A 24,122-nucleotide genomic window follows, 5' to 3' on the forward strand; every position below is an offset into this window, starting at 1 on the left:
AACAGTCATTACACGCATGAAAAAGCATACAATAGCAGCGATGTTGTCGGGCCTGCTGATCCTGGGCTCGGTGTCTTGCACCAGGATTCTCGATACGGAACCTTATGATAAGATCACAGGCAGCCAGACCTGGAGCAGCGAAAACCTCACAACAGCCTATATCTACCAGGTATATGCCGACGTATTCAATAGCAGCAACTGGATGGCCAGTTATGCAGATAATTATTCCGTCCGCTCCGAAGGAACGACGAAGAATGTAATGGTCGGAACACTCAACAGTACATATTGGTCCAATGATCGCGCAGAACTGATGACCAAGAACAGCAATTACGGATGGTTAAGCTATTCGCTGTTGTGGCGGATCAATACAGCCCTGAAGAACATTGAAGACAGCAAGACCTTCTCTGCCGATTTCAAGAAGCGTTCCATGAACGAACTGTATTTCCTGCGCGCATCGCACTACTTCGTATTCACCAAGATGTATGGTGGCCTGCAGATCATCGATCGCGAACTGACGCTCGACGACAACCTGCAGATACCCCGTGCTTCGGCCAAAGAAACCTACGACTTCATCATTACCGACCTTGACCGCGCAGCAGCCAACCTGCCTGCGACGGCAGAAAGGGGTAGGGCATCGAATAAAGCGGCTTTGGCCCTGTTGATGCGCGTGGCGTTGCAGGCTGCTGCTTATATCGATGGCGGCACGCCCAACAGCGCTTATTACGATAAAGTGATCACAGCCGGTAATGCACTCGGACTCGACGCCGGTGGATCCAAACTGAGTCCCTATTACAATATGTTCAGGCGTTATGAGACGGCTATTGCCAGCACAGAGTTCATCCTGACTCGGGAGCGCAACAAGACCAATACCTCGCTATACGATGTGCCCATGCAATACCAGGGCCTTTGGTCGACCGGCAAATTTTCTACTTATGCCAAAGCCAATTTCCCCATCAGCGTAACGATGAATTTCTGGGGCATGGACGGCGGTGGCTGGCCTACCCAGGACCTGGTAGATGATTACCTGGTCGCGGATGCAGACGGGGCCATTAAGTTCTGGGGTGATGCCTCTTATGTGCAAACCGGCGCCAACGTTGACCAAAAGATGTATTTCAGCGATACGAAGAAACGTGACCTTCGTTTCTATACTACTATTTTGTACGACAGCAGCCTGTACTTCAACAACCAGGCCCGTGCCTTCTTCAGAAGGGATGGTAATGTCAGTAACGCCAATAGCAAGATCAATGAAGGTTCGGTGCAGGAATACGGCTACCAGGCCGGCAACACCGAGAATTACAATTCCTCTACCGGCTATTCGATGGTGAAGTATTTCTATGATAACGTCGTGAGCCTTCCTTCACCCTCCGACCAGAAACTTGATTTCGTATTCTCGGTACTACGGCTGGGGGAAGCCTATTTGAATATGTCGGAAGCCTACCTGATGAAAGGAGACTTTGCCAATGCCAAAATGTATATGACGCCCACCATGATCAAACATGGCGGCTTTACGGCTGCGGCTGTCAGCAATTACCTTGCACCACTGAGCGGCAATACCTGGGAGTCGTCGCTGTTCAAAGCCTATAAGAGAGAACGCAACGTGGAGATGGTGTACGAGAACAACGACTATTACTGGTCTTTGCTCCGCTGGGGTATGAGAAGTTCCGGTGGCCTGCGCAATGGTGAATATGCGAATACCGGCTACGTGATCCCAGAGTTGCAAGGCACGCTCCGTGGTATACGCATATCGAGAGATGGAAAGTCTTACTCGTTCTTTGAAGACAATAATGCAGTGGGCGAAGCCCGCTTTACCCCCAAACGTTACCTGCTGCCGGTCAATGAAGCATTCAGGCTGAGTTCCGGTGTAGCGCAAAACCCGGGCTGGGATTAACAACCGGTTGAATTTGATATTATACGTTTAAACAATTGAAGCAATGAAAACACTGATAAAACGAAATATGGGTAAGCTGTTGCTGGCCCTTGCTGCCCTGTCGCTGACCGGCTGCCTAAAGAACGGCTACGAAGGGTTGAAAAACTCGTCCGACAAAGCGCTGACAGCGGTCAACTATACCTATCGCTTTTTGTACAACGATACCATCCAGAAAGGGACACCCCAACAGGAGATCCAGCTGGACCGTGTCTGCGAAGTGGTGTTCTCGAAGACCACCACTGCCATCGAAGTCAATGGGATGAAGGGGTTTTCTACCACCATCAAACACAGCCTAAGCTCGGTGATGAAGGCCGGCCCGACTGGTTCGGTCACCACGCAGCAATTGTACAATGAATTTGTAAAAAGGATCCAGACCGAACAGCTCAGTAATTTATGGGTGTATGTCACCATCTCGGATGTAGCTAAGCTAACACCGCAGGGCAAAGCCCCTCAACTGGGTAAACCCGGAGACTTTACCCAGGACCAGGTGTACCGGGTAACCGCTGCGGATGGTACTTACCAGGATTATGTGCTGCGCACGGTGAAGGGATTCTAACCAAACTTTTTAACCGACCGTACCTCCGACCCGACCATTATTTCATTAGACCGTTATCTGTGTAAAAGCAAGAGCCTGTATCGACCGTTGGATACAGGCTCTTTTTATTGGCCCAGCCGCGAAGATAATGTTGGCAGGGGAATTCTGGTTATCGTACTTTTTCCAACGTCCACCATGACCAGCCATTGGCCGGCAGCGTGACCGTCATCTTCATGCTATAGTTCCTGTTTACGGCCAGCGTCTGCGCTTTCGATCCCTTTTCGCGTACCACGACCCGGTCTGTTGCGCCGGCATAATACAGGGGTACTTCGATCGTGCGGGTAATGGGTTCGCTGGTGGGGTTGAAAAGCATCAGCAGGCCATTTGTTTTCAGCAACGGATCTACGTGTAGCCAGCCATCCCAATCACGGCCATCGGCCCGGCGCAGGTGCACGAGCGGAGCGTTCAGGATATCCCGGTATTGTTTGTACCAGCTGATCACGCGGGCGACCACCGCACGGGTGGCCTCCGTATCATACAGCCTCGGGCCACGATAACAGGCCTGCACGCCAGCTCCATAATATTGCATCATCAATTGTTCATAGTCTTTCAAATGTTCCGACAGCGGTTCCAGGATAGCTTCAGGCCCACCGCCCTGGTAGCGGGTGAGGGGCACAAAACCCCAGCCCATGGAGGGACTCATATCCCAGGTGCCATCATAAATGTTTTGCCGGTTCAGTATTTTCTGGTTATCCCGTGGCAACGAAAAGTTGACCTCGCGGTAACCGATGCTGATCTTGTGCGTGCCGTCGAGCAGGTACCAGTCGGGTGCATTGATGTACACCCCCCGCGCATTGAGCCAATGGTAAAGGTCTTTTTGAATGGCCATTTGCCGCCACTGGCTATCGTCCAGGCCCTGGTGGCCGGGATGGGTGGTCGAAGCGCATACGTCGCCGGGGTAGGGGCCATCGTTCTCCCAGATGTCGAACCCCGTTTGCGCAAAGAAGTATTTGATCTTGCTGCTGTAGGCCAATCCCCGGGGACTGCCAAAGCAAGGGGCATTGCCAAAGAAGGCGCCGCCCGGTTTACCGGTCTTCGGGTCGATCACATCGTCGGCATCGCTGATGCGTCTTGAACTGAACAGCGAGTAGCCGCCTATCTTGATGCCGCGCTGGTGCGCATACTCCGACAATGCTTTCCAATGCCGGATATTACTGGCGGAGGTATCCTCCATGTTGATGTGGCTGCCAAAGCTCAGGATCACGGCTTCATACCCTGTGGCTACGCATTGGTCGATGGCGGTGCGTACCTGCTCATCGTTGCGGCTCACGAGGTGCATGAAGATGGGGTTGGCGGTCGTCCAGGGAGCAATGGTGCTGTATAGGCGCTGGATGGCCATACCGCGTCGCTGGCGGTCGTAGCTATCCTGCAGCAGTTCGAAGGTGCGCACTGACTGGAAGCTGTCGCCTTTTTGCAATACGATGCCGGGCGAACGTTCGGGGTAGATCTCGAGCAGGCAGGGAGTCTGGTAATTATAGTTGACCTGGCTGGTATAGCTGCTATCGGGTTTCCAATGGGTCGTTTGATCACTGAGTGTATAGCGCATCGAGTTATTGTACGCGAAATTGGTCTCGAGGTAGATGCCCTGCGGTGTCTTCATTTGTTGTGGGCTGCCCACCACGGCGCTTTCTTCTTCAACCAGGCCCAGCACTTCATGCACCACGCGATCGAGCTTAAGCGGGCGGCTGCCTTCATAATGCAGCGAAAGTCGCTTGCTGATCAGTGGCAATCCATCGTATAGATCATAATACACCATGACGACGAGGCCGGTCAGTGCGGCGGCTGCTGCCCGGTAACGGAAGCCAATTGTTTTGCCGCTCGCTTGTCGCTTGTTGCGCATCCAGCCCTGGTAGTGCCAATCGAGCAGGGGCGCGAGGCTGCTGATCTCGTAGCGCTCATAGACAAAATTACTGGAGGCCGGCGCCAGGCTATCGATGGCCGTCATGGTGAGGTAAGCTTTCTCCCGCTGGCCCTGGAGTCCTCCGATACTATATTCTATTCCGTCGATGATCAGTTTGGCCTCGGGTTGCAGGGCCCGCAGCAATTGTTGCCCGTTGCGCAGGTTGGTGTAGTCGAAGCAGGCTACAGTGGGACTGATGCGGAAGCTGCGCTTCACGAGTCCGTTGTTCAGGTATATTTCTTTACCGTCGGTTGATGGTTGAATGTTGGCCTGCTGCTTAACTGGCGAAACCAGCCAGTCTGTACGTTGGGTGGCATCCTGTACAATTGTGCGTGGCGGCAATTGACACACACAGGTGGTGGTGATCATTGCAGCCATCAAAGCCGGCAACAGGGTTACTACATATTTCATGAGCTGAAAAGTAAGTAATAGAAAGGTAGTGCATTTGCGCAATGGTTTGCGCAGCTCAACCGGCCTTTGCGCGCCTCCCGGGATAAGATACAATCATATAAAAGTCCATTTTATTACGGATTCTGTCCATTCACTGCGCCTTACCGGCCTGCTACCTTTAGGATGATTCTTAATCGTAAATCAAAACACCTGCCATGTTGAAGCTCCTGACTGTAGCGAACCGTAGCCTGATGAACGAAGGCTGCCGGCATTTTCGAAGAGGGGGAAAGATGCAGTTACTTTCCTGCTTATTCCTGCTATTACTGCAATCTGCTTTTTCACAAAACAATGCATCCCTGAGCGGAAAAGTGCTCGATGAAAAGGGCAACGGGCTGCCCGCAGCCACCGTCGCTCTCAAGGGTTCTACTGTTGTCGCCCTTACCTCCGAAACCGGCGACTTTACCATCGAGGTACCGTCTAAAGCTGGTATCCTCGTCATTACCCATGCCAATTATGCACCGAAGGAATTTGCTTTCACTGCGTCTACCGTCAATATTGCGGTTCAACTGACGCTGAAACAGCAGGACCTGGGTGAAGTGGTGGTCGTGGCCTATGGCACGCAAAAGAAGACCTCCGTAACGGCATCTGTATCTACGATCGCGGGTTCGCAGATCGCTTCGGTCCCGGTGGCCAACCTGACCAATGCCATTGGCGGCCGTGTACCCGGTGTCATCTTCCGGCAGAACAGCGGTGAGCCGGGCTTTGATGGTGCTTCGCTGCTGATCAGGGGTATCGGTACTACAGGTAGTGCTGCTCCGCTGGTGATCGTAGATGGTGTACCCCGCAGCTTCAGCCAGCTGGACCCTTCCAGCATTGCCAACATCTCTATCCTCAAAGATGCGGCTGCCGTGGCGCCTTACGGCGTGGCAGGCGCCAATGGAGTGATCCTGGTGACCACGAAAAAAGGTAATGCGGGCAAACCCGTATTGACCTATAGTGGCTATTACGGTCTGCAGAACCCTACGCGGCTGCCCGATATGGTAGACGCCTATGAATATGTGACCTTGCGTAATGCCGCCAATAAGAATGCCGGGCAAAACCCCGTGTACACCGATGCGCAAATTCAAAAGTACCGCGATGGTTCTGACCCGGATGCGTACCCCAACCACGACGTGCTGAACGAACTGATCAATAAAGACGCCTCCATGACGGGGCACAACCTGTCGGTTTCCGGCGGATCAGACAAGATCAAATACTTCGGCGCACTGGGCTACCTCAGCCAGCAAGGCATGTGGGGTACAACCAGCTTCAAGCGTTATAACCTGACCACCAACCTCGAGGCCCGGGTGACCAACAGTACGAAATTTGCGATGAGCCTCAACGGTCGCGTAGAAGACAAGCGCTACCCTGCGGTAAGTGCCGGTTCCATCTTCGACCAGTTGTACCGCACGCCCCCTACTGCGCCGCTCACTTTCTCCAACGGCTTGTGGGGTTCTTACATCGGCCGTTCTGCCTATGGTAATATCTTCAAGAGCGGTTACACCAACACATTGGGCCAGGTACTGCTTACGCAGTTGTCACTGGAGCAGGAGCTTCCTGTAAAAGGACTGACGGCCAAAGTCGTGTTCAGCTATGACTACAACGATGGCGATGGCGGTACCACCAAGACCTGGGCTACCCCCATTCCTTATTATACGGTCAATACCAGCACAACGCCTTATACTTACCCCGAAGCGGGAAAAGATGGCCCGGCTAAGCCGACCTATTCGGTGTCCTTTCTGCAAAGACAGGCCTTTACGTACCAGGGTTACCTTACCTACAACAACCGGTTTGGTAAAAGCGATATCGGCGGTACGCTGGTCTTCGAAGCACGCAATTCCAAAGCCACCTCTATGGGAGCTGCGCGTACAAACTTCGGGGTGAGCATTCCTGAGTTGAGCAACGGTAGTTCCAACGCCGCCGACATTTCAAACTCAGGTTTCTCCAGCGAAGCGAAACAAAGAGGCCTGATCGGCCGTATCACGTATGCATATGATGGTAAATACCTCCTGGAAGCATCCGGCCGGTACGACGGGCATTATGCTTTTGCGCCCGGCAAACGTTATCATTTCTTCCCCGCCGTGTCAGCCGGCTGGCGCCTGTCGGAAGAATCGTTTATCAAGAACAACGCCTCGTGGATCGATAACCTGAAGATCAGGGGATCTTATGGCGAAAGCGGTGCCTTGCCTTCGGGCGGCGCATTCCAATACCTTAGTGCCTATGCGCTGTATGGCGCCAGCGCTATTTTAGGTGGCGTGCAGAACCAGGGACTGAGAGAATCGGTGGAGCCCAATGTCAACATCACCTGGGAAACAGCTAAGAAAACGAATATCGGTTTTGAGCTGTCCGTGCTCAAAGGATTGTTCTTCATCGAAGCCGACTATTTCACCGAGAAGCGCAACAACATGCTCGTATCTCCCCAGGTGCTCGTGCCGGCCGAATATGGTATCGGCATCGCCCAGGAGAACGCAGCGAAAATGAGCAATCGTGGATTTGAGTTCAATGCCGGTTCAAAATACAATGTCAACAAAGACCTTCATGTAGGGCTCTCTTTTAACTTCACCTATGCGAAGAACAAACTGGAACAGGTATTTGAAGGCGCGGCTACGCTCAACAATCCCAACCGGCGGATCACGGGCCGTGCGCTCGGAACGCAGTTTGGCTACCATGCCCTGGGGCTTTTCCAGGTAACGGACGATAAGAATGGCGATGGTACCATCAATGCCAGCGAATATCCCGTTGCACAGTTTGGTACGCTTCGTCCCGGTGATATCAAATACGAAGACGTGAACGGTGACAATAAGATCACGCCCGATGACCTGAAGCCTATCGGTAATCCGGCAACGCCCATCATCATTTACGGGTTTTCGCCCACGGTATCTTATAAAGGCTTTGACCTCAACCTGCTGTTCCAGGGTGCCGCGAAGCGGAACTTCTACATCAACGGGCAGGCTGCCTGGCCTTTCTTCAATTCAGGTTCGGCCCTGGCCGCAACGCTCGACTACTGGACGCCGGAGAACCCCAATGCCCGCTATCCCCGTGTAATGCCGGTGCCTACAAGCAACAATACACAAACCTCTTCCTGGTGGATCAGGAGTGGCAATTACCTCCGCCTCAAATCGGCCGAGATCGGTTACTCCCTGCCCCAGTCGTGGATGTCGGTGGTGCATATCCAACAGGCGAGGATCTACCTCTCCGGTCAGAACATTGCCACCTGGAGCAAGGATATCAAGGATTTCGATCCGGAGATCAGTTCCGCCAACGGCAACTATTACCCGCAACAATCGGTGATCACGGTTGGTCTCAATATTACTTTATAATTCAACTTTCATATTGCTATGTCAGCGAATAACAATAGAAGACTCCTTAAGATCTGTACAGCGTTGCTGGTGCTGCTGTCGGTGACTTCCTGCCAGAAAGACGAGGCGCTGGATGTGCAGCCGCGCGACCTGTTTTCAGATGCCAACGTATGGACCGATCCCGGCGCATCGGACCTGTTCCTGAACGATATTTACCGCGCACTGCCCGATGGCAACAATTGGTACGATCCACTGGAGAACTGGTCCGACAATTCCATTTGCGGTTTTGCCTGGCCCAGCTCGAGAACGGTGATCCAGCAGGGCCTGCAGGCGCCGGCCGTATCGCCCCTGGGTGATATCGGCACCTTCGATTGGAGCACGAACTATGCCCTGATCAGGAAGTGCAATATCTTCATCAGCAAGGTTGCTGCATCCGATCTGCCCGATACGTATAAGAAACCCCGCGTGGCGGAAGCCCGTTTTCTCCGTGCTTATTACTATCACCTCATCTGGATGTATTATGGCGGTGTGCCCCTTATTACGGAGCCCCTCGACCGGCAAACACAGGGAGAGGATATTTTCAAGCCGCGCAACAGCTCGGAGGAGACCCTTAAGTTCATCTCCGACGAATGTGCCGCTATCTATGCAGACCTGCTGCAAACGCCTTCTTCGGGCCGGATCGGTAAAGGCGCTGCTATGGCGCTCAAAGGCTGGTGCGAATTGTTTGGCGGAAAATATGCCGATGCAGCCGCCAGTAACAAAAAGATCATCGATGAGCTGGGCAGTGTATATGACCTGCATCCTTCCTATGCCGGCTTCTTCCTGGCAAAAGGCAATAGCAGTAAAGAATCTATTCTCTATGTGGAGTATGCACCACCGGGTTACGGTAAAGGTTCGGCGCTCGACGGTACCGTGGGGCCCACGTTTACCAAGAACGGTGCTGAAACCAGTTGGGGAGGTGTGAACCCCACCCAGGAGCTGGTAGATGACTATGCGATGGACAATGGAAAACCGATCACCGATCCTACCTCCGGTTACGATCCGCAGCAGCCTTACAAGAACAGGGAGCAAAGGTTCTACGAATCCATTGTGTACGACGCTTCCTGGTTCTATAACGATACGATGTATATGCGCACGGGTAGCCCGAACTACATCGACCTTACCGATAAGGACGATGCTACGCAGACCGGTTATTACATGCGCAAGCGGCTCGACGACAAATCGCTCGTGTTGGGTGCTGCCAACTGGGATGGCTACACCAGCTACCAGAATTACTCGCTCTTCCGGTTTGCTGAAGTGCTGCTCAATTATGCAGAAGCGCAGAACGAAGCGGCCGGGCCCGATGCCTCCGTATACCAGGCGATCAACCGGATCCGGAAGCGGGGTAATATCGACGACCTGCCCGCCGGCCTGTCGAAAGACCAGATGCGCACTGCTATCCGTCGCGAAAGAAGGGTAGAGCTGGCGCTGGAAGATAAACGTTACTGGGACCTTATCCGGTGGAAGACCGCCGAGGTCAACCTCAACCAGCCGCTGCACGGCATGAAGATCACCAAAAAGAACGATGGCTCACTGGTGTATGAAGTGGTGGCTGCAACTGGCGGCAACCGGAAGTTCGATAAGTCGAAGCACTACCTGTTTGCGATACCGCAGGGAGTGATCGATCAGAACAAACAGCTCAAAGGAAAACAGAATCCTGGTTATTGATCGTTATACTGTGTATGCTCCCCGGCCCGGCCGGGGAGCTTTTTTTATGGTATGGCCCGTTAGCAAGCGGGTTATGCTATTCCACCTTCAATCGCTTTTTATCGCGATAGGCCCTGGGCGACATGCCCATTTGCCGTTTGAAGAACCTCGAGAAATAATAGGCGTCTTCTATGCCTATTTCCTCGGCGATCTCGTGAATGCGTTTGGTGGTCAGTAACAAGTACTGGCAGGCTTTCTGCACTTTCAGGTGATTCATGTACTCCATGGGTGGATAACCTGTCTTTTGGCGGAAGAGAAAGGAGAGGTGGGAAGAAGAAACATTCAGCCGGGCTGCAATATCGCTGAGGTTGCAAACCGAACGGATGCTTTCGGTCATGATGGTGATCGCTTTGTCGACCACATCTTCTTCGTACCGGGTATTCTGGTGGTCGATATTTTCCGGGTGCATGAAGGATACCAGGAAATGGGAGAAGCACATATTGGCGTATACCATGTTCTTGGCACTGTAGCCTCTTTCCAGGCAATGGTAAATGGAATCGAACAGGTCGATGCGCTTTTCGGAGTAATGCAGTACGTCGGTATAACCATTCAGTCGCTGCTGTAAGTAGTTGACCAGTGAGGGGGCATTGGAGCCGTTGAAATGCACCCAATAGATAGTCCACGGATCGTTCTCGTCGGCCTGGTAGGTATGATCTGTTGACTTCGGCACCACGAAAAAGCCACCGGCGCTGATCTTGCAGGGCACCTTGTTGACCGTCGCCATTCCTGATCCCCGCACGCAATAGATGAGGATGTGCTCATCGGCGCCATGCGCTCTTTTGCGGTAATGGAATTTAGCTTTCGGGTAATAGCCGATGTCGGTAATGTGGAGGCCCGACAGGAAGGGGTGGTTGGAGCAGGTTTGTTGTAATACATTACGCGGAATGCCAATGGCCTTCTGCCCGTCGAAGCCATCTCTCTTTTTCGTGACCTTTTCGTTCATATGGAAGCGCATGGCCCAAAAGTATAAAAATCCATCTTTTTCCGGGTAATTTACATTGCAGTAACAAACCCTTAACGGGAAATTTGCCTGACACAGCCATCAATAAATTTTTCATGCATACAGGGACTACCAGAACGGCTTTCAATGCGACCTATATTACCGGCATCTGCTTTATCGCGGCGCTGGGCGGTTACTTGTTTGGATTCGACTTTGCGGTGATCGCCGGTGGTCTGCCCTTTTTGCAAAAGCAGTTTGGACTCGATGCATATTGGGAAGGCTTTGTGACAGGGGTGTTGGCATTGGGCGCCATCCTCGGCTGCCTGGTCGCCGGGGATCTTTCCAACCGCTTCGGTCGCAAGCCCGCTCTGCTGACTGCCGCATGCCTGTTTGGCCTCTCGTCGCTGGCCATGGCATTGGCGCCGGGGCGGGATGTTTTCATCGCAGCCAGGGGCCTGGCGGGTGTGGCAGTGGGCATGGCTTCTATGTTGTCGCCGCTCTACATTGCCGAACTGGCGCCTCCGGTGTACCGGGGCAGGTTGATCGCCATCAACCAACTCACGATCGTACTGGGTATTTTTTTTACGAACCTTATCAACTATAGTCTTCGCAACCAGGGGGATGATGCCTGGCGCTGGATGTTTGGCCTGGGCGTAGCGCCCGCTGCGCTTTTCTTTGGCGGATTGCTCTGGCTGCCGGAAAGTCCCCGTTGGTTGATCAAAAAAGGCAGGACCGACGCTGCAAAAGCTATCTTAAGCAAGATCGGGGGCGCGGCGTATGCGCAGTCTACGATCACCGATGTCGGGCAACCAGGCAGGTCGGATAAAAAGGTACGCTACCGGGAACTGTTGAACCGATTGTATCTGCCGGCGGTACTGACCGGCATTGCCCTGGCGGTATTTCAGCAATTTTGCGGCATCAATACCGTGTTCAATTATACGCCGCTGATCTTTAAAAGTATGGGCGCTTCGCCCGACGACCAGCTCTTTCAGACGGTGTTGATCGGCGCGGTGAATTTTCTGTTTACCGTACTGGCGATCCTGCTGGTAGACCGCCTGGGGCGGAAGCCGCTCATGCTGGCAGGCGCGGGCGGGTTATGTGTACTGTACCTGCTGATCGCCTGGCTGCTGCAGCAGCAATCTCCTTCGGTGTCGTGGTTGTTGCTGTCGGCCATCGGTGTGTATGCACTGTCGCTGGCGCCGGTCACCTGGGTATTGATGGCGGAAATATTTCCGGGCAAAGTGCGGGTGCAGGCTATCACAGTGGCCGGCATGTTCCTTTGGCTCGCTTATTTTACCCTCGTATTTACCTTTCCCGTGCTCTTCGAGACCTTCAAGGAAAATACTTTCTATCTATATGCCGGTGTATGTGCGCTGGGTTTCCTGCTCGTATGGCGGGCGGTACGGGAAACCAAGGGTAAATCACTGGAAGAGATCGACAACCTCCCCGTATCCCATTAAGTATCCCAATAAGTAACAGCGATATGAGCAAACAAGTGAGCGCCTGGGAAGAGAAAGTGATCATTCCTACCTACAAGACAGGCAAACCCGATCCTAATCCGATGTTCTTTGAAAAACGTGTGTACCAGGGCAGCAGCGGTAAAGTATATCCGCATGCCGTGATCGACCAGGTATATGATGAAAAATACGATAAGGAATACCAGGCCGTGTTCATCGAAAATGAATACCTGAAGATCATGATACTGCCCGAACTGGGCGGACGGATCCAGATGGCCTATGATAAGACCAACGATTATCATTTCGTGTACCACAACCGGGTCATCAAACCGGCCCTGGTGGGGCTGGCAGGTCCCTGGATCTCGGGTGGTATTGAATTCAACTGGCCGCAGCACCATCGGCCCAGTACTTTCGATCCGATCGATTTCAGTATAGAAGAACATGCCGATGGCAGCGCCACGGTGTGGGTGAGTGAAGTGGAAAAGATGTTCCATACCAAGGGCATGGCTGGTTTCCGGTTGTATCCCGGTAAGGCTTACCTGGAGATCACGGGCAAGCTGCACAACCGTACCGCTTTGCCACAAACTTTTTTGTGGTGGGCCAATCCCGCCGTGGCGGTCGATAATGATTACCAGTCGGTCTTTCCTCCCGATGTGACCGCGGTGTATGACCATGGTAAAAGAGATGTGTCCTCTTTCCCGATTGCGAAGGGTACTTACTATAAAACGGATTATGCACCCGGTACCGATATCTCCTGGTACAAGAACATTCCCGTACCTACTTCTTTCATGGCGGTGGCTTCTAACTTCGATTTTGTGGGCGGCTATCATCACCGGCGAAAAGCCGGTATCCTGCATGTTGCCAACCACCATGTATCGCCGGGTAAAAAGCAGTGGACCTGGGGCCATGGCGCCTTTGGCCGCGCGTGGGACAAGCAACTGACCGATGAGGATGGCCCCTATGTGGAGATCATGACGGGTATGTATACCGATAACCAGCCCGATTTTTCCTGGATCATGCCGGGGCAGGAAATTTCCTTTCAGCAATACTTTCTGCCTTATAAAGAGATCGGATATGTGAAGAACGCCACCAAAGAAGCGCTGGTAAACCTGGAGCTGGAAGGGCAACGGGCATCCCTATGTGTGTACGTTACAGAGCACAATAAGTTAGTCACTATCTCCCTACACCATAAAGGGCAGGAAGTATATACCGAACAGGTCGTGCTGTCGCCGCTGGCCGCTTTCCGGCACCAGCTCAGTTTGCAGCAGGAAGTGCTTCCGCAGCACTTGACCGTTTCCGTGACAGACGGCGGGGGCCGGGTATTGGTTTCTTATACCCCCGTGGTGGCAGATAAGCAAACGCCCGTGCCCAGCCCGGCAACGCCCATGCTTGCCCCGGAAGTGCTGAAGAGTACGGAGGCCTTGTACATGGCAGGGCTGCACCTGGAGCAATACCGCCATGCTACCTATAACCCGGTAGCTTATTACCAGGAAGCATTGCGCCGCGACCGGACGGATATCCGCAACAACAATGCGCTGGGGCTTTGGTACCTGCGCCGGGGCCGCTTTGCGAAAGCGGAAACGTATTTTCAGCAGGCAGTGGACAGCCTCTTGCAGTACAATCCCAACCCCTACGATGCAGAGCCAGTGTATAACCTGGGGCTAAGCCTGTACTACCAGCGGAAGATGAAAGAAGCCTGTAACTGGTTCTATAAATCGGCCTGGGATGCCCAATGCCAGGAGAATGCCTACCTGAAGCTGGCCCAACTCGAGGCTGTACAGGGAAACTGGCAGGAGACTTTGGACCTGGCAGACCGGTCGCTGGCGCGGAACGTATACAACTACCAGGCGAGACACCTGAAAGTGATCGCCCTGCGCCATACGGGCAGGCTCGGAGAGGCGATCCGCTATGCGGGTGAAACGCTTTGTCATGATGCCTTTGCCTTCAATACACTGTATGAGCTCGTGCTTTGTGCGGAAGGGATCGGTGATGCCGGGCAGGCAACCACCTACCGCCAACAACTGGTGCGCGGTATGCGGAACAATCCCGTTTCTTATATCGACCTGGCCATGGATTACGCCAACTGTGGAGCTTACGGGGATGCCATACGGTTTATGTTGCTCTGTGAAGGAGGAACGAAAGATCCGCTGTTCAATTACTACCTGGGTTATTGGAGCTGCGGTAGCGGCGATGACGAGGCAGCCACGCAATACCTGGAACAAGGATACCAAAAAGACCCGGCGTATGTATTTCCCAACCGGCTCGAAGATATCGCCGTGTTGCAATTTGTAACAGACCGGCAGCCCCGTGACCACAAAGCACCGTATTACCTGGGCAACCTGTGGTATGATAAGCAGCAATACCAGGAGGCGATCGGTTGCTGGGAGCGGTCGGTTAAGATCTATGATGCATTCCCCACCGTGTACCGTAACCTGAGCATTGCCTGGTACAACAAAGGCGGAGAAACGTTTGGGCCGCTGGCCGCCATGGAAAAAGCCTTTGCGCTGAATGAGCAGGATGCGCGTATCCTGTTTGAGCTGGACCAATTGTATAAGAAACAGAATTACCCCGTTAAGAAACGGAAAGCGCTGCTCGACCGGCATACTGCGCTGCTGCCACAACGTGATGACCTGTTGCTGGAGTATATTACCCTGCTCAATATCACGGGCGACCATGCGGCGGCCGATGCATGGCTAAAGAAAAGGACCTTTCATCCCTGGGAAGGGGGAGAGGGTAAAGTGACGGGTCAATATCTTTTTACCCGGACGGCGCTGGCAAAAACAGCCCTGAATGCCGGCCAGGCCGCTGAAGCGTTGCAATACCTGGAGGAAGCATCGACCTATCCCGATAACCTGGGAGAAGGCAAACTGCCCAATACGCCGGAACAGGAACTGCATTACCTGAAAGGTGTCTGTTACGACCTGTTGGGTGACGCCCTCCAGGCACGCGGGTGTTGGGAGGCTGCCGCAAAAGGCCACCTTGCGCCCACCGATGCCATCTATTACAACGATACGCCACCCGATGCGATCTTTTACCAGGGACTTGCACTGTATAGATTGCAACGCGCCGGTGAAGCCAGGAAAAAATTCCGCGACCTGTTACAGTATGCACAGGAGCATATCGATGATACAGTCAGCATACATTATTTTGCCGTGTCGTTGCCCGACTTCATGATCTTTGAAGATGATGCCGACAAAAGGAACAAAGTACATTGCCACTACCTGCTATACCTCGGCTATGCGGGGTTGGGGAAGGCCGAAGAAGCCATGTCCCATTACAACGCGGCGATGGACCTGGATGGCAGCCATACCGGACTGCATAAAAATGCGCCCCTGATCAACCGGTCGCTGATCAACCTGGCCAAAGCAATCAAACAAGGAACTGAAAGCACTAAGCAATGAAAAAAGCCCTATTGAAATACGTTGCCTGCCTTTTATCGGCTATTGTCTTGCAAAGCACCGCCGGGTTCGCACAACAAGTGCTTTCCCTCGCGGGAAAGTGGACGGTGGCCCTCGATCCCGATAGCGCAGGGTACCGCGAAAACTGGTCGCTGAAGACATTTAACCAATCCATTCAATTGCCGGGCACGACCGATGAAGCCCACCTGGGCACCAAGACATCCGGGTCGGATTATGGTATCCTCACCCGGGCGTATAAATATGTTGGACCAGCCTGGTACCAACGCACCATCACCATTCCGGCAAGCTGGAAAAACAGGGCAGTGACCTTGTTCCTGGAGCGGGTGCTGTGGGAAAGCAAGGTCTATGTCGATGGAAAGGAAGTATCGGCCCAATCTCCTTTGTATGTACCACACCTGCACAACCTGGGTGTATTGACACCGGGCCGGCATACGCTCACCATCTGTGTCAACAACGAGCTGATCCACAACATCGGCGACAAAGGACATGGCTATACAGAGTATACCCAAAGCATCTGGAACGGCATAGTAGGACGACTGGAGCTGCGTAAGCAACCGCCTGTGGCCATTACCGGTGTGGCGCTTTATCCGGATGCAGCGGCCAGGCAACTGGCCCTGAAACTGTCTTTGCGCAATGTACTGCCGGCTGCTGCCAGTTGTGCGCTGGACATCACGCTGCGGGAAAAGCTAACGGGAAAACTGGTAAAGCAGATGACACAACAGCAGGCCACTTTATCCGGCAACCAGGCGATCGATGTGGTGATGAAAGATATCCCGGGTATCAAAACCTGGAACGAATTCAATCCTGCTTTGTATACGGTTACTGTACAGGCCCGCCAGGGGAATGAAGTGTCTACCTGGACCGAAACAACCGGGTTCCGTAAGGTATCCACGAATACGCACAAGGTACTCGTCAACGACAAAGTAACTTACCTGCGCGGCAACCTCGATTGCGTGCATTTTCCGCTGACGGGTTATCCTTCCTGTAAGCAGGAGGATTGGGAAGCGATCTTCAAAAAATACAAGGACTATGGTTTGAATACCGTACGGTTTCACTCCTGGTGTCCGCCCGAAGCGGCATTTGCCGCTGCCGATAAATTGGGCATCTATATCCAGGCTGAAATAATCTGGATAGACTGGTGGATGACCACGGCGCCGGAAGACCGTCCCGAGATGGATACCAAGGGTCATCCGGAAGGGCTCGGTAAAAATCCCAGCGCAGATGCGTTTGTGCAGGCGGAGATGAAAAGGATACTGGATGCTTACGGCAACCATCCTTCCTTCATGATGTTCTGCATCGGCAATGAGCTGGGCAATTCCGACTTTGATGTCATGGCGCAATGGATCGATAAAGCAAAGAAATATGATCCCCGCCGCTTGTATGCCGTGTCTACCGCCCGCAAGATCACCGGCGTGGATGATTACAGTGTCACCCACAATATTCCGAATGTAGGGGGCACCTACGGGCTCAGTTTGAACAAGACGGATGCCGGGCTGGAGAAGAACTACAGCCGGGCCACCCTGCCGATCATCGCGCATGAGGTGGGCCAGTTTCCCGTGTACCCCGAATGGAAGGAGATCGATAAATATACCGGGGTGTTGAAAGCGCGCAACCTGCAATTGTTCAGGGATACCGCTGCCATCCGTGGCCTGGAAAAGCAGGACCGCCAATTCCATGCAGCAAGCGGCGCGCTGCAAACACTGCTGTACAAGAACCTGATCGAAAATATTCAACTGGCACCGTCCAGTGCCGGGTACCAACTGCTCAGTATGCAGGACTACCAGGGGCAGGGTGAGGCGCTGGTGGGCTGGCTCGATGCGTTCTGGGGTGATAAAGGTATAGCGGTACCTAAAAAGGTACGCGAGTATGCCAATGCGGTAGTGCCGCTGATACGTACCAATAGTTTTACCTATACCACCAGCGATACGATCCACATCGGGCTGGCGATTGCCAACAATTACCAGGATGATATCCGGAAGCCGCTGGTGTGGGAAGTGGCAGACGAACAGGGGGTGGTGCTGAAAAGCGGTAAAGCGGCCGTACAGGCGTTTCCACAGGGTGTGGTCACGGAGGTGGGAAAGGTCGAGCTGCCTGGCAGCGCATTCCCGGCCAAAGCTGCGGTGTATACCTTCCGGCTACGCTTGGCTGATGGATCTTACGGCAATAGCTGGCAGTTCTATGTGGTGCCGCGGCACGCGCAGATCGATGCCGGTAAAGTACTGGTGACGGCGGAATGGAATGATGCCACCCAGGCAGTGCTGGACAAAGGCGGCAGCGTATTGCTGCTGGCCCATAAGCTGGGAACGATCGCCCAGACACATCCGATCAACTTTACCCCCCTGTTCTGGTCGACGAGCTTTTTTCCCGGCCAGAGCAATGAAACACTGGGATCTTATATTGTTGACAGCAGCGCGGCGTTCCGCCATTTTCCTACCCGCCATTTTACCGACTGGCAATGGTATGCCGTGTCGGGTGGTGGCCGCTATTTCAACCTGCAGGGCATGCCGCACGATTTCCGGCCACTGGTGCAGCCAATCTCGGATTTTCACATCAATAAAAAACTCGGCACGCTGTTCGAAACGAAAGTGGGCAATGGCAAGTTACTCGTGTGCGGGTACAACCTGCAGCAGCCAGACAACGCTTATGCGCAGCAACTTTATTACAGCTTGTTGCAATACATGAACAGTCCTGCCTTTGATCCGGCTTACCGGCTGCCGGAAGCGCCTTTGCGGCTGCTGGTCGCTAAAACGCCCGTGGCGGCGGCTGTGACCCTGTTGCCGGATGGGTTTGGCAACGCTTCGTTGTTTGTGAGGGCAGGGGCGCGGGCTTCGGCCGGCAAACCCGGTGCCTGGGAAGCGGGCAGCGACAGCGTGCTCCTGAATAGCCGGCAGTACAAGTATACAGTAACGGGCGCCAATGCCGTGCGGTCTGAAACCGCACAAGGATGGCGTGGCAGAAAGATGAAGATCGCTATCGAACCTCCGAGGGGCGTAAAGGGAACAATATACCTGCAATTGGGTAACCCGGGTAATGCGGCCGCCAGTGCGATCGTGACGCTCGACAACCGGGAGATCAACACCGGTGCTATCGAAAAAGGCGGTAAGTGGATCAAGGTGCTGCTGATGCGGGAGGATACCAATGACGGTAAAGTAGAACTGGAGATCATTGCTGACGGCAATAGTGCCATCGACATCAAAAGCCTTGTGATCGTCGAAGAAGAATAATACGACATAAGATGGAATCAATAAAGTATGCAGCAGGGCAGTATGGAAAAACTGCCCTGCTGGGATTGTTGTGCCTATGCCTCCATGCAGGATCCGCCAATGCGCAAACGCTCGACCTGCAAGGGCAGTGGACGGTTAAACTGGAGGGAGAAAGACAACTACCACAAAAGATCCAATTGCCCGGTACGCTGGATGATGCCGGTATCGGCGAGCCACTTAACGGGACGCCCCGTCTCAACATAGCGTCGCTGGCGCACCTGAGCAGGAAGACCAGTTTTGTCGGCAAAGCCTATTACACGCGGGAGGTAAGTATTCCTGCCGGGTGGCAGGGGAAATTGATCCTGCTGCAACTGGAGCGTGTGTTGTGGCGGTCGCGCGTTAACATCGATGGGGTGTGGGTAGACGAAACGGGAGAAAGCCTGGTGGCAGGTCACCGGTTTGATCTTACCGGTAAACTCCTTCCGGGGCGTAAACATACGCTCACCATCCTGATCGACAATGGCAATCAATATCCCGGGATCAATGTGTATGAACGAAAATACCCAGACCCGCGGAGCTATGAAATGGCCCATGCCTATACCAACCATACACAGGTAAAATGGAATGGTATACTTGGTCCGATCACGTTGCAGGCAAAAGCACCGGTGTACCTCGAAGATGTTTTCACAGAGCCGCTGGTCAATGAACGGCGGTTAAAGATCAGGTACACCCTCAACGGAACCAATCATCCGGTTGGCCGTATCACCAGTTATGTGACGGATGCGAAGGGGCGCCACCGCTGGAAACACACGGTGGTGACGACATTGCAGGGTTCTTTGGTGGAGGCAGTCATCGACTTCGACAAAAAGGCTGCCCCTTGGGATGCCATCGAACCAACAGTATACCACCTCGTTTCCATTCTGGAGACCAACCAGAGGCGTGATACGGCGATCACTTCATTTGGTATCCGCGACCTGCGTGTGCAGGACCGTGATCTGTACCTGAATGGTAACCGCCTGTTTATCCGTGGCAACCTGGAATGTGCCATTTTCCCACTGACGGGCTATCCGCCCACCGGCAAGGCTGCGTGGCGGGACCTGTATCTGACTGCCAGATCGTATGGGTTGAACAGCTTCCGGTTTCACAGCTGGTGTCCACCACGTGCAGCGTTTGAAGCGGCCGATGAAGCGGGGTTTTACCTGCAGGTGGAACTGCCACACTGGAACCTGGAGGTGGGCGCCGATACGGCCGCGTTTGCCTTTCTGCGGCGCGAGGCTTACCGCATCGTACAGCAATATGGCAATCACCCTTCTTTTATGTTCTTTTCGATGGGGAATGAATTGGAGGGAGACTTTAGCTTGCTCAATACGCTCGTACAGGAGTTAAAAACCATAGACAGGCGCCACCTGTATGCAACCACCTCTTTTACTTTTCAAAAAGATATTTCGGGCGTACCGCAGCCTGCCGATGATCTGTTGGTGACGCAGTGGACGAAAGATGGATGGGTGAGGGGACAAGGAGTCTTCAATAGCCAGCCGCCGGATTTTTCCAAAGACTTCAGCCAGGCGGCGGGTAAGGTGGGTATTCCCCTGATCTCGCACGAGGTCGGCCAGTATGCTGTGTATCCCGACCTCTCGGAGATCTCCCGCTATACGGGCAATCTTGTTCCCCATAACCTCATCGCCATTAAAAATGACCTGGAGCAGAAAGGGCGGTTGGGCATGGCAGGTGATTTTTTACGGGCTTCCGGCAAACTGGCTACACTACTCTACAAAGAGGAAATAGAACGTGCGTTAAAAACAAAAACATTTGATGGGTTCCAATTGCTGCAGGGTGTATTGGAAGGTCAGCACCGATAAGGGAGCATTGCTCGGGAAAGGTGCTTTTAACAAGGCCGATTACCCGGTAAGCAACTGCCTGCCGGTAGGTACTATCAACCTCCCGTTGCATACCCTATTATCGGCCACCAGGGTTGCAGTGGAGGTCGGCGTTAGTGGTACTCCCTACCGCAATAGTTGGAGTTGCTGGGTATATCCTGCAGCACCGGTGGCCGCCCCCAATGGCTTAATTGTTACAGACTCTTATCGTACCGCCATCGATGCGTTGCAAAACGGTGCAACGGTACTGTTGTCACCGGGTCTGAAGTCGCTGACCGGTGTCGAAGGCCGCTTTGTTCCTGTGTTCTGGAGCCCGGTGCATTTCCCGGATCAGCCCGGTACGATGGGGCAGCTGATCAAGGCGGATCACCCGGCTTTACGACAGTTCCCTACTGCCGATCATACGGACTGGCAGTGGTGGGACCTGGTTAAGCGAAGCAAGAGCTTACCCGTGGATAGCCTGCCCGACGAAGCGATCCTTGTACGGGTGATCGATAATTTTGTGACCAATAGAAACCTGGCGAATCTTTTCGAAGTACAGGTCGGAAAAGGTAAGTTGTTGTTCTCCGGCATCGACCTGCTGACGGATCAGGTCAACCGTCCTGTCGCTCGTCAATTGTACAATACCCTGGTCACCTACCTGCAATCGAAAGATTTTGATCCAAAGACGAAAGTGTCAGCAGAATGGATCTGGCAATTGATCAAAGAATAGATGCCCTGATTAAAAAGGCCCGCTAACGGGCGCCAATTAAGTAATAAATGGTCTGTCGTTTTTCTGTTGGATTAAATATGATGCGGCAATCAATCCTACTGATAGTACGAAAAAAGCCTGGATCCATTCCAGGCTTTTTTCGTAGGGTGCGGTAAGGGTCGGGTTTATGGTTCTACAGCAATATTCACGGTCCAGTCACGAACGGTACCGTCGGCCGAGGTCAATTGGTATACAAATTTACCTTTGGTAAAATCTGCAATGATGCCGGCGGCCGGTGCGCCATCGAGGGGGGTGATGAGCTTGGCATAATGCGAAAAACGGATGCCGATCTTCGAAAGGTCGGTGCCTTTCACCGCGACAATGTTCACGGTAAAGCCGGTCTTGTCGATCGTGTTCGATTTGGTGGCCACGGCCACGTTCTGGTAACCGGTAACGGGCTCTCCATATCCCAGGTTGTTGGTGACTTCGGTGTACCGGAATAGTACAGCTGCGGTGATGGTGGCGTTATCACCCCATACCGAGTCGTCGAACTTTACACGGGGTTTCATGCAGGAAATGGTGCTGAGACAAAGGATGCCGAGTAAGATTGCCACTATATTGAGTTTCATGCGATGTGTTTTTCCATTGTGAGTAAATGGGGTAGATGATTAATTCCACCCAGGGTTTTGTTGCAAGGTGATATTATTGGCCTGGTAAAGTTTGATCTGGTCGAGGGGTACAGCGCTCAGATAATCTCTGGTGGGTTCGATATACAAACCTCTTCCGCCGGCGCTGAAATCCACGATCTTGAACCAGGGGTTCATCCGGCCGTTGGCGAATGCGCTTACATTGCTGCCCGTTGTCAATTTAAATTCATCCTTTACATAGCCGTCTTTGCGGATCTGGCTCCACTGGCTTGCATCGGTGCCTTTGTCGAGCGTCACCTGTGCGGGTGTTCTGTTGAAGTAATCGAGCCATTCCTGGAGCAATGCGCCTTTGGGTTGGTAGCCATTGATCACATTATCGTAGACTGCCCAGCGCTTCAGGTCGTCGAGGCGGAATCCTTCGAGTGCAAATTCTACAGCCCGTTCTCTTCTGATCTCGTTGACGATCGGCGATTCGGCCAGATCGAACCCAAGATCTGAACGATAGGTGTCGCCGGTGCCTGTGGCGAGGCTCAGGGGTGACATGCCGACACGGTTGCGGATGACATTGATCGTTTTGTCGATATCGCCCTGGTTGATGGTGCCGAGGATAGCTTTCGCTTCTGCATAGGCCAGCAGGGCTTCTTCGTAGCGGATGAGGATATCATCCGTTTCACCTTTGGTAGCCTCTTGTGCAAGCACAGCGCCTTTGTAGTTTCGATAACCGGTAGATGTAAAACCGATGCTGGTATACGGTGCCTGTGAGGCGATGACGGGGAAACGGAAAGGGTCTCCATCGCCACCACGACCGGGCAGTTGATTCAGCGGCCCACGATCAGGTGTCCATACGGTTTGACGGAACCGGGGGTCCAGTGAGGTGCTCAGGTCATTGAGCCGGTCGGTGTAAGGGGCTTGCGGTATTCGGGCAGTACCGTCTTTCTTCAGGTACATGTCCACCAGGTGATCCGTGATCGAAGGGCCCGAGTCCAGAATCTTGAAGAAGAAGTTATGACTTAACGCGAGCTTGGCGGCATCATACACCTTGATCAGGAAGGCGCCGTCGATGTTGGAAGCATCTTTCTGGGCAAACAGCTGGTTGTAAGCGCTGGCCTTATCTCCGCCACCGAGGTAGATCTTCGCTCCTTGCTTTGCCATCAACGCTTCGACAGTGGGGGCGACCAGGTTCAGGAATTCACTACCGTTCTTGCCACTGACGGCAAATGCAGTGTTCTTTTTGCCATGGAAGTATTCCCAGGTACCTTCATACAGTGCAACCCTTGCTTTAAACGTCAAGGCAGCTTCTCTGTTGAGACGACCAGACGATGCTGCTTCTCCTTCTCCTTTCCACTGCAGTTTGGCAATGGCCGAGTCGAGATCGCTGATGATCTGGCGGGCTACCGCATCGCGACTGGCGCGCTGGGCAAACAGTTTGTCGGTGTCTTTATCGGTTAGTAATTCGGTGATCAACGGAACGCCGCCAAAATTTCTCAGCAAGTTGTAATAATCCCAGGCGCGGAAGAAATAACCTTCGCCGATATAATGGTTCGCGGCGGTCGTCTTTTCTGCATTCCTATAAGCATAAAACAGGAAGTAGTTGTCGTTGCGGACATAGGCATACCCATTGTTCCAGGAACTGTTGGTTTCGGCGGGTACCGAAGCCACCCCCCACCGGTACAGGTTGCTGGTAACGTTCGTTTGTACGATCATCATATCTGAGTTGGCATCGAGGGCCAGGTTGCTGTTGCCACCCGAGACCGTTCCTGTTCCGCTCTGGGTATTGTATTGCGGTGCCAGCCTTGAATAAAAGCCATTGACAAAGATCCTGAGATCGGAAGCTGAGCGAAAGAAATTGTCGGCATCAACGGACGATAAAGGTCTTTTGTCCAGGAAATCTTTTTTGCAGGAAGCGAGGGAAGCGGCGAGACAGCAGGCGCCCAGCATCATCTTCCAGCGGCTGTATTTATTGCGATTCATTGTTTGGTCTGATTAAATTGT

Annotated in this window: 13 protein-coding genes; 9 read left to right on the top strand and 4 right to left on the bottom strand. The window is 53.2% G+C overall.

Going from position 1 to position 24,122, the window contains the following annotated elements:
* Nucleotides 1-16 precede the first annotated feature (16 nt).
* Both P2W70_RS10735 and P2W70_RS10740 read left to right on the top strand, forming a co-directional pair.
* A complete protein-coding gene (locus P2W70_RS10735) occupies nt 17-1,888 on the top strand; it encodes a RagB/SusD family nutrient uptake outer membrane protein (protein ID WP_276481453.1) in 1,872 nt (623 codons plus the stop codon).
* 43 nt (nt 1,889-1,931) lie between these two features.
* A complete protein-coding gene (locus P2W70_RS10740; protein WP_276481454.1) occupies nt 1,932-2,483 on the top strand; it encodes a DUF5018-related domain-containing protein in 552 nt (183 codons plus the stop codon).
* Nucleotides 2,484-2,631: 148 nt separating this feature from the next.
* On the opposite strand, the gene P2W70_RS10745 is transcribed toward P2W70_RS10740, so the two are convergent.
* On the bottom strand, nt 2,632-4,833 hold the full coding sequence (locus P2W70_RS10745) for an alpha-galactosidase (protein WP_276481455.1): 2,202 nt from the start codon (nt 4,831-4,833) through the stop codon (nt 2,632-2,634).
* 194 nt (nt 4,834-5,027) lie between these two features.
* Between P2W70_RS10745 and P2W70_RS10750 the strand changes: the two genes are divergently transcribed.
* Nucleotides 5,028-8,171 carry a SusC/RagA family TonB-linked outer membrane protein gene (locus P2W70_RS10750; RefSeq protein WP_276481456.1) on the top strand — a complete coding sequence of 1,048 codons (3,144 nt, stop codon included), beginning with the start codon at nt 5,028-5,030 and terminating at the stop codon, nt 8,169-8,171.
* A gap of 18 nt (nt 8,172-8,189) precedes the next feature.
* Nucleotides 8,190-9,857, top strand: coding sequence for a RagB/SusD family nutrient uptake outer membrane protein (locus P2W70_RS10755; protein WP_276481457.1), 1,668 nt, complete (start codon nt 8,190-8,192; stop codon nt 9,855-9,857).
* 76 nt (nt 9,858-9,933) lie between these two features.
* Here the strand turns inward: P2W70_RS10755 and P2W70_RS10760 are convergent, their stop codons facing one another.
* The gene (locus tag P2W70_RS10760; RefSeq protein WP_276481458.1) at nt 9,934-10,851 is read right to left on the bottom strand and encodes an AraC family transcriptional regulator; all 918 of its coding nucleotides are present in this window, start codon (nt 10,849-10,851) and stop codon (nt 9,934-9,936) included.
* A 101-nt stretch (nt 10,852-10,952) separates the two neighbouring features.
* On the opposite strand from P2W70_RS10760, the gene P2W70_RS10765 reads away from it, so the two are divergent.
* The 5 genes from P2W70_RS10765 to P2W70_RS10785 are packed head-to-tail and all read left to right on the top strand — an operon-like array spanning nt 10,953 to nt 21,504.
* A complete protein-coding gene (locus tag P2W70_RS10765; protein WP_276481459.1) occupies nt 10,953-12,296 on the top strand; it encodes a sugar porter family MFS transporter in 1,344 nt (447 codons plus the stop codon).
* 23 nt (nt 12,297-12,319) lie between these two features.
* On the top strand, nt 12,320-15,694 hold the full coding sequence (locus tag P2W70_RS10770) for a DUF5107 domain-containing protein (protein ID WP_276481460.1): 3,375 nt from the start codon (nt 12,320-12,322) through the stop codon (nt 15,692-15,694).
* Nucleotides 15,691-18,936, top strand: a complete 3,246-nt coding sequence (locus P2W70_RS10775) for a glycoside hydrolase family 2 TIM barrel-domain containing protein (protein ID WP_276481461.1) — start codon at nt 15,691-15,693, stop codon at nt 18,934-18,936. Before P2W70_RS10770 ends, P2W70_RS10775 begins: the two co-directional genes overlap by 4 nt.
* A gap of 11 nt (nt 18,937-18,947) precedes the next feature.
* Entirely contained in the window at nt 18,948-20,774 is a 1,827-nt protein-coding gene (locus P2W70_RS10780; protein WP_276481462.1) for a glycoside hydrolase family 2 protein, read from the top strand.
* Nucleotides 20,728-21,504 (top strand): hypothetical protein, encoded by a 777-nt coding sequence (locus P2W70_RS10785; protein ID WP_276481463.1) that lies wholly within the window; start codon nt 20,728-20,730, stop codon nt 21,502-21,504. Before P2W70_RS10780 ends, P2W70_RS10785 begins: the two co-directional genes overlap by 47 nt.
* A gap of 164 nt (nt 21,505-21,668) precedes the next feature.
* Here P2W70_RS10785 and P2W70_RS10790 read toward each other — a convergent pair whose 3' ends face one another.
* Both P2W70_RS10790 and P2W70_RS10795 read right to left on the bottom strand, forming a co-directional pair.
* The gene (locus P2W70_RS10790; protein WP_276481464.1) at nt 21,669-22,112 is read right to left on the bottom strand and encodes a DUF5018-related domain-containing protein; all 444 of its coding nucleotides are present in this window, start codon (nt 22,110-22,112) and stop codon (nt 21,669-21,671) included.
* Between the two features lie 39 nt (nt 22,113-22,151).
* Nucleotides 22,152-24,101 carry a RagB/SusD family nutrient uptake outer membrane protein gene (locus P2W70_RS10795; RefSeq protein ID WP_276481465.1) on the bottom strand — a complete coding sequence of 650 codons (1,950 nt, stop codon included), beginning with the start codon at nt 24,099-24,101 and terminating at the stop codon, nt 22,152-22,154.
* Nucleotides 24,102-24,122: the final 21 nt, after the last annotated feature.

Origin of the sequence: Paraflavitalea pollutisoli (assembly GCF_029360705.1) — a bacterium.
Classification (GTDB): domain Bacteria; phylum Bacteroidota; class Bacteroidia; order Chitinophagales; family Chitinophagaceae; genus Paraflavitalea; species Paraflavitalea pollutisoli.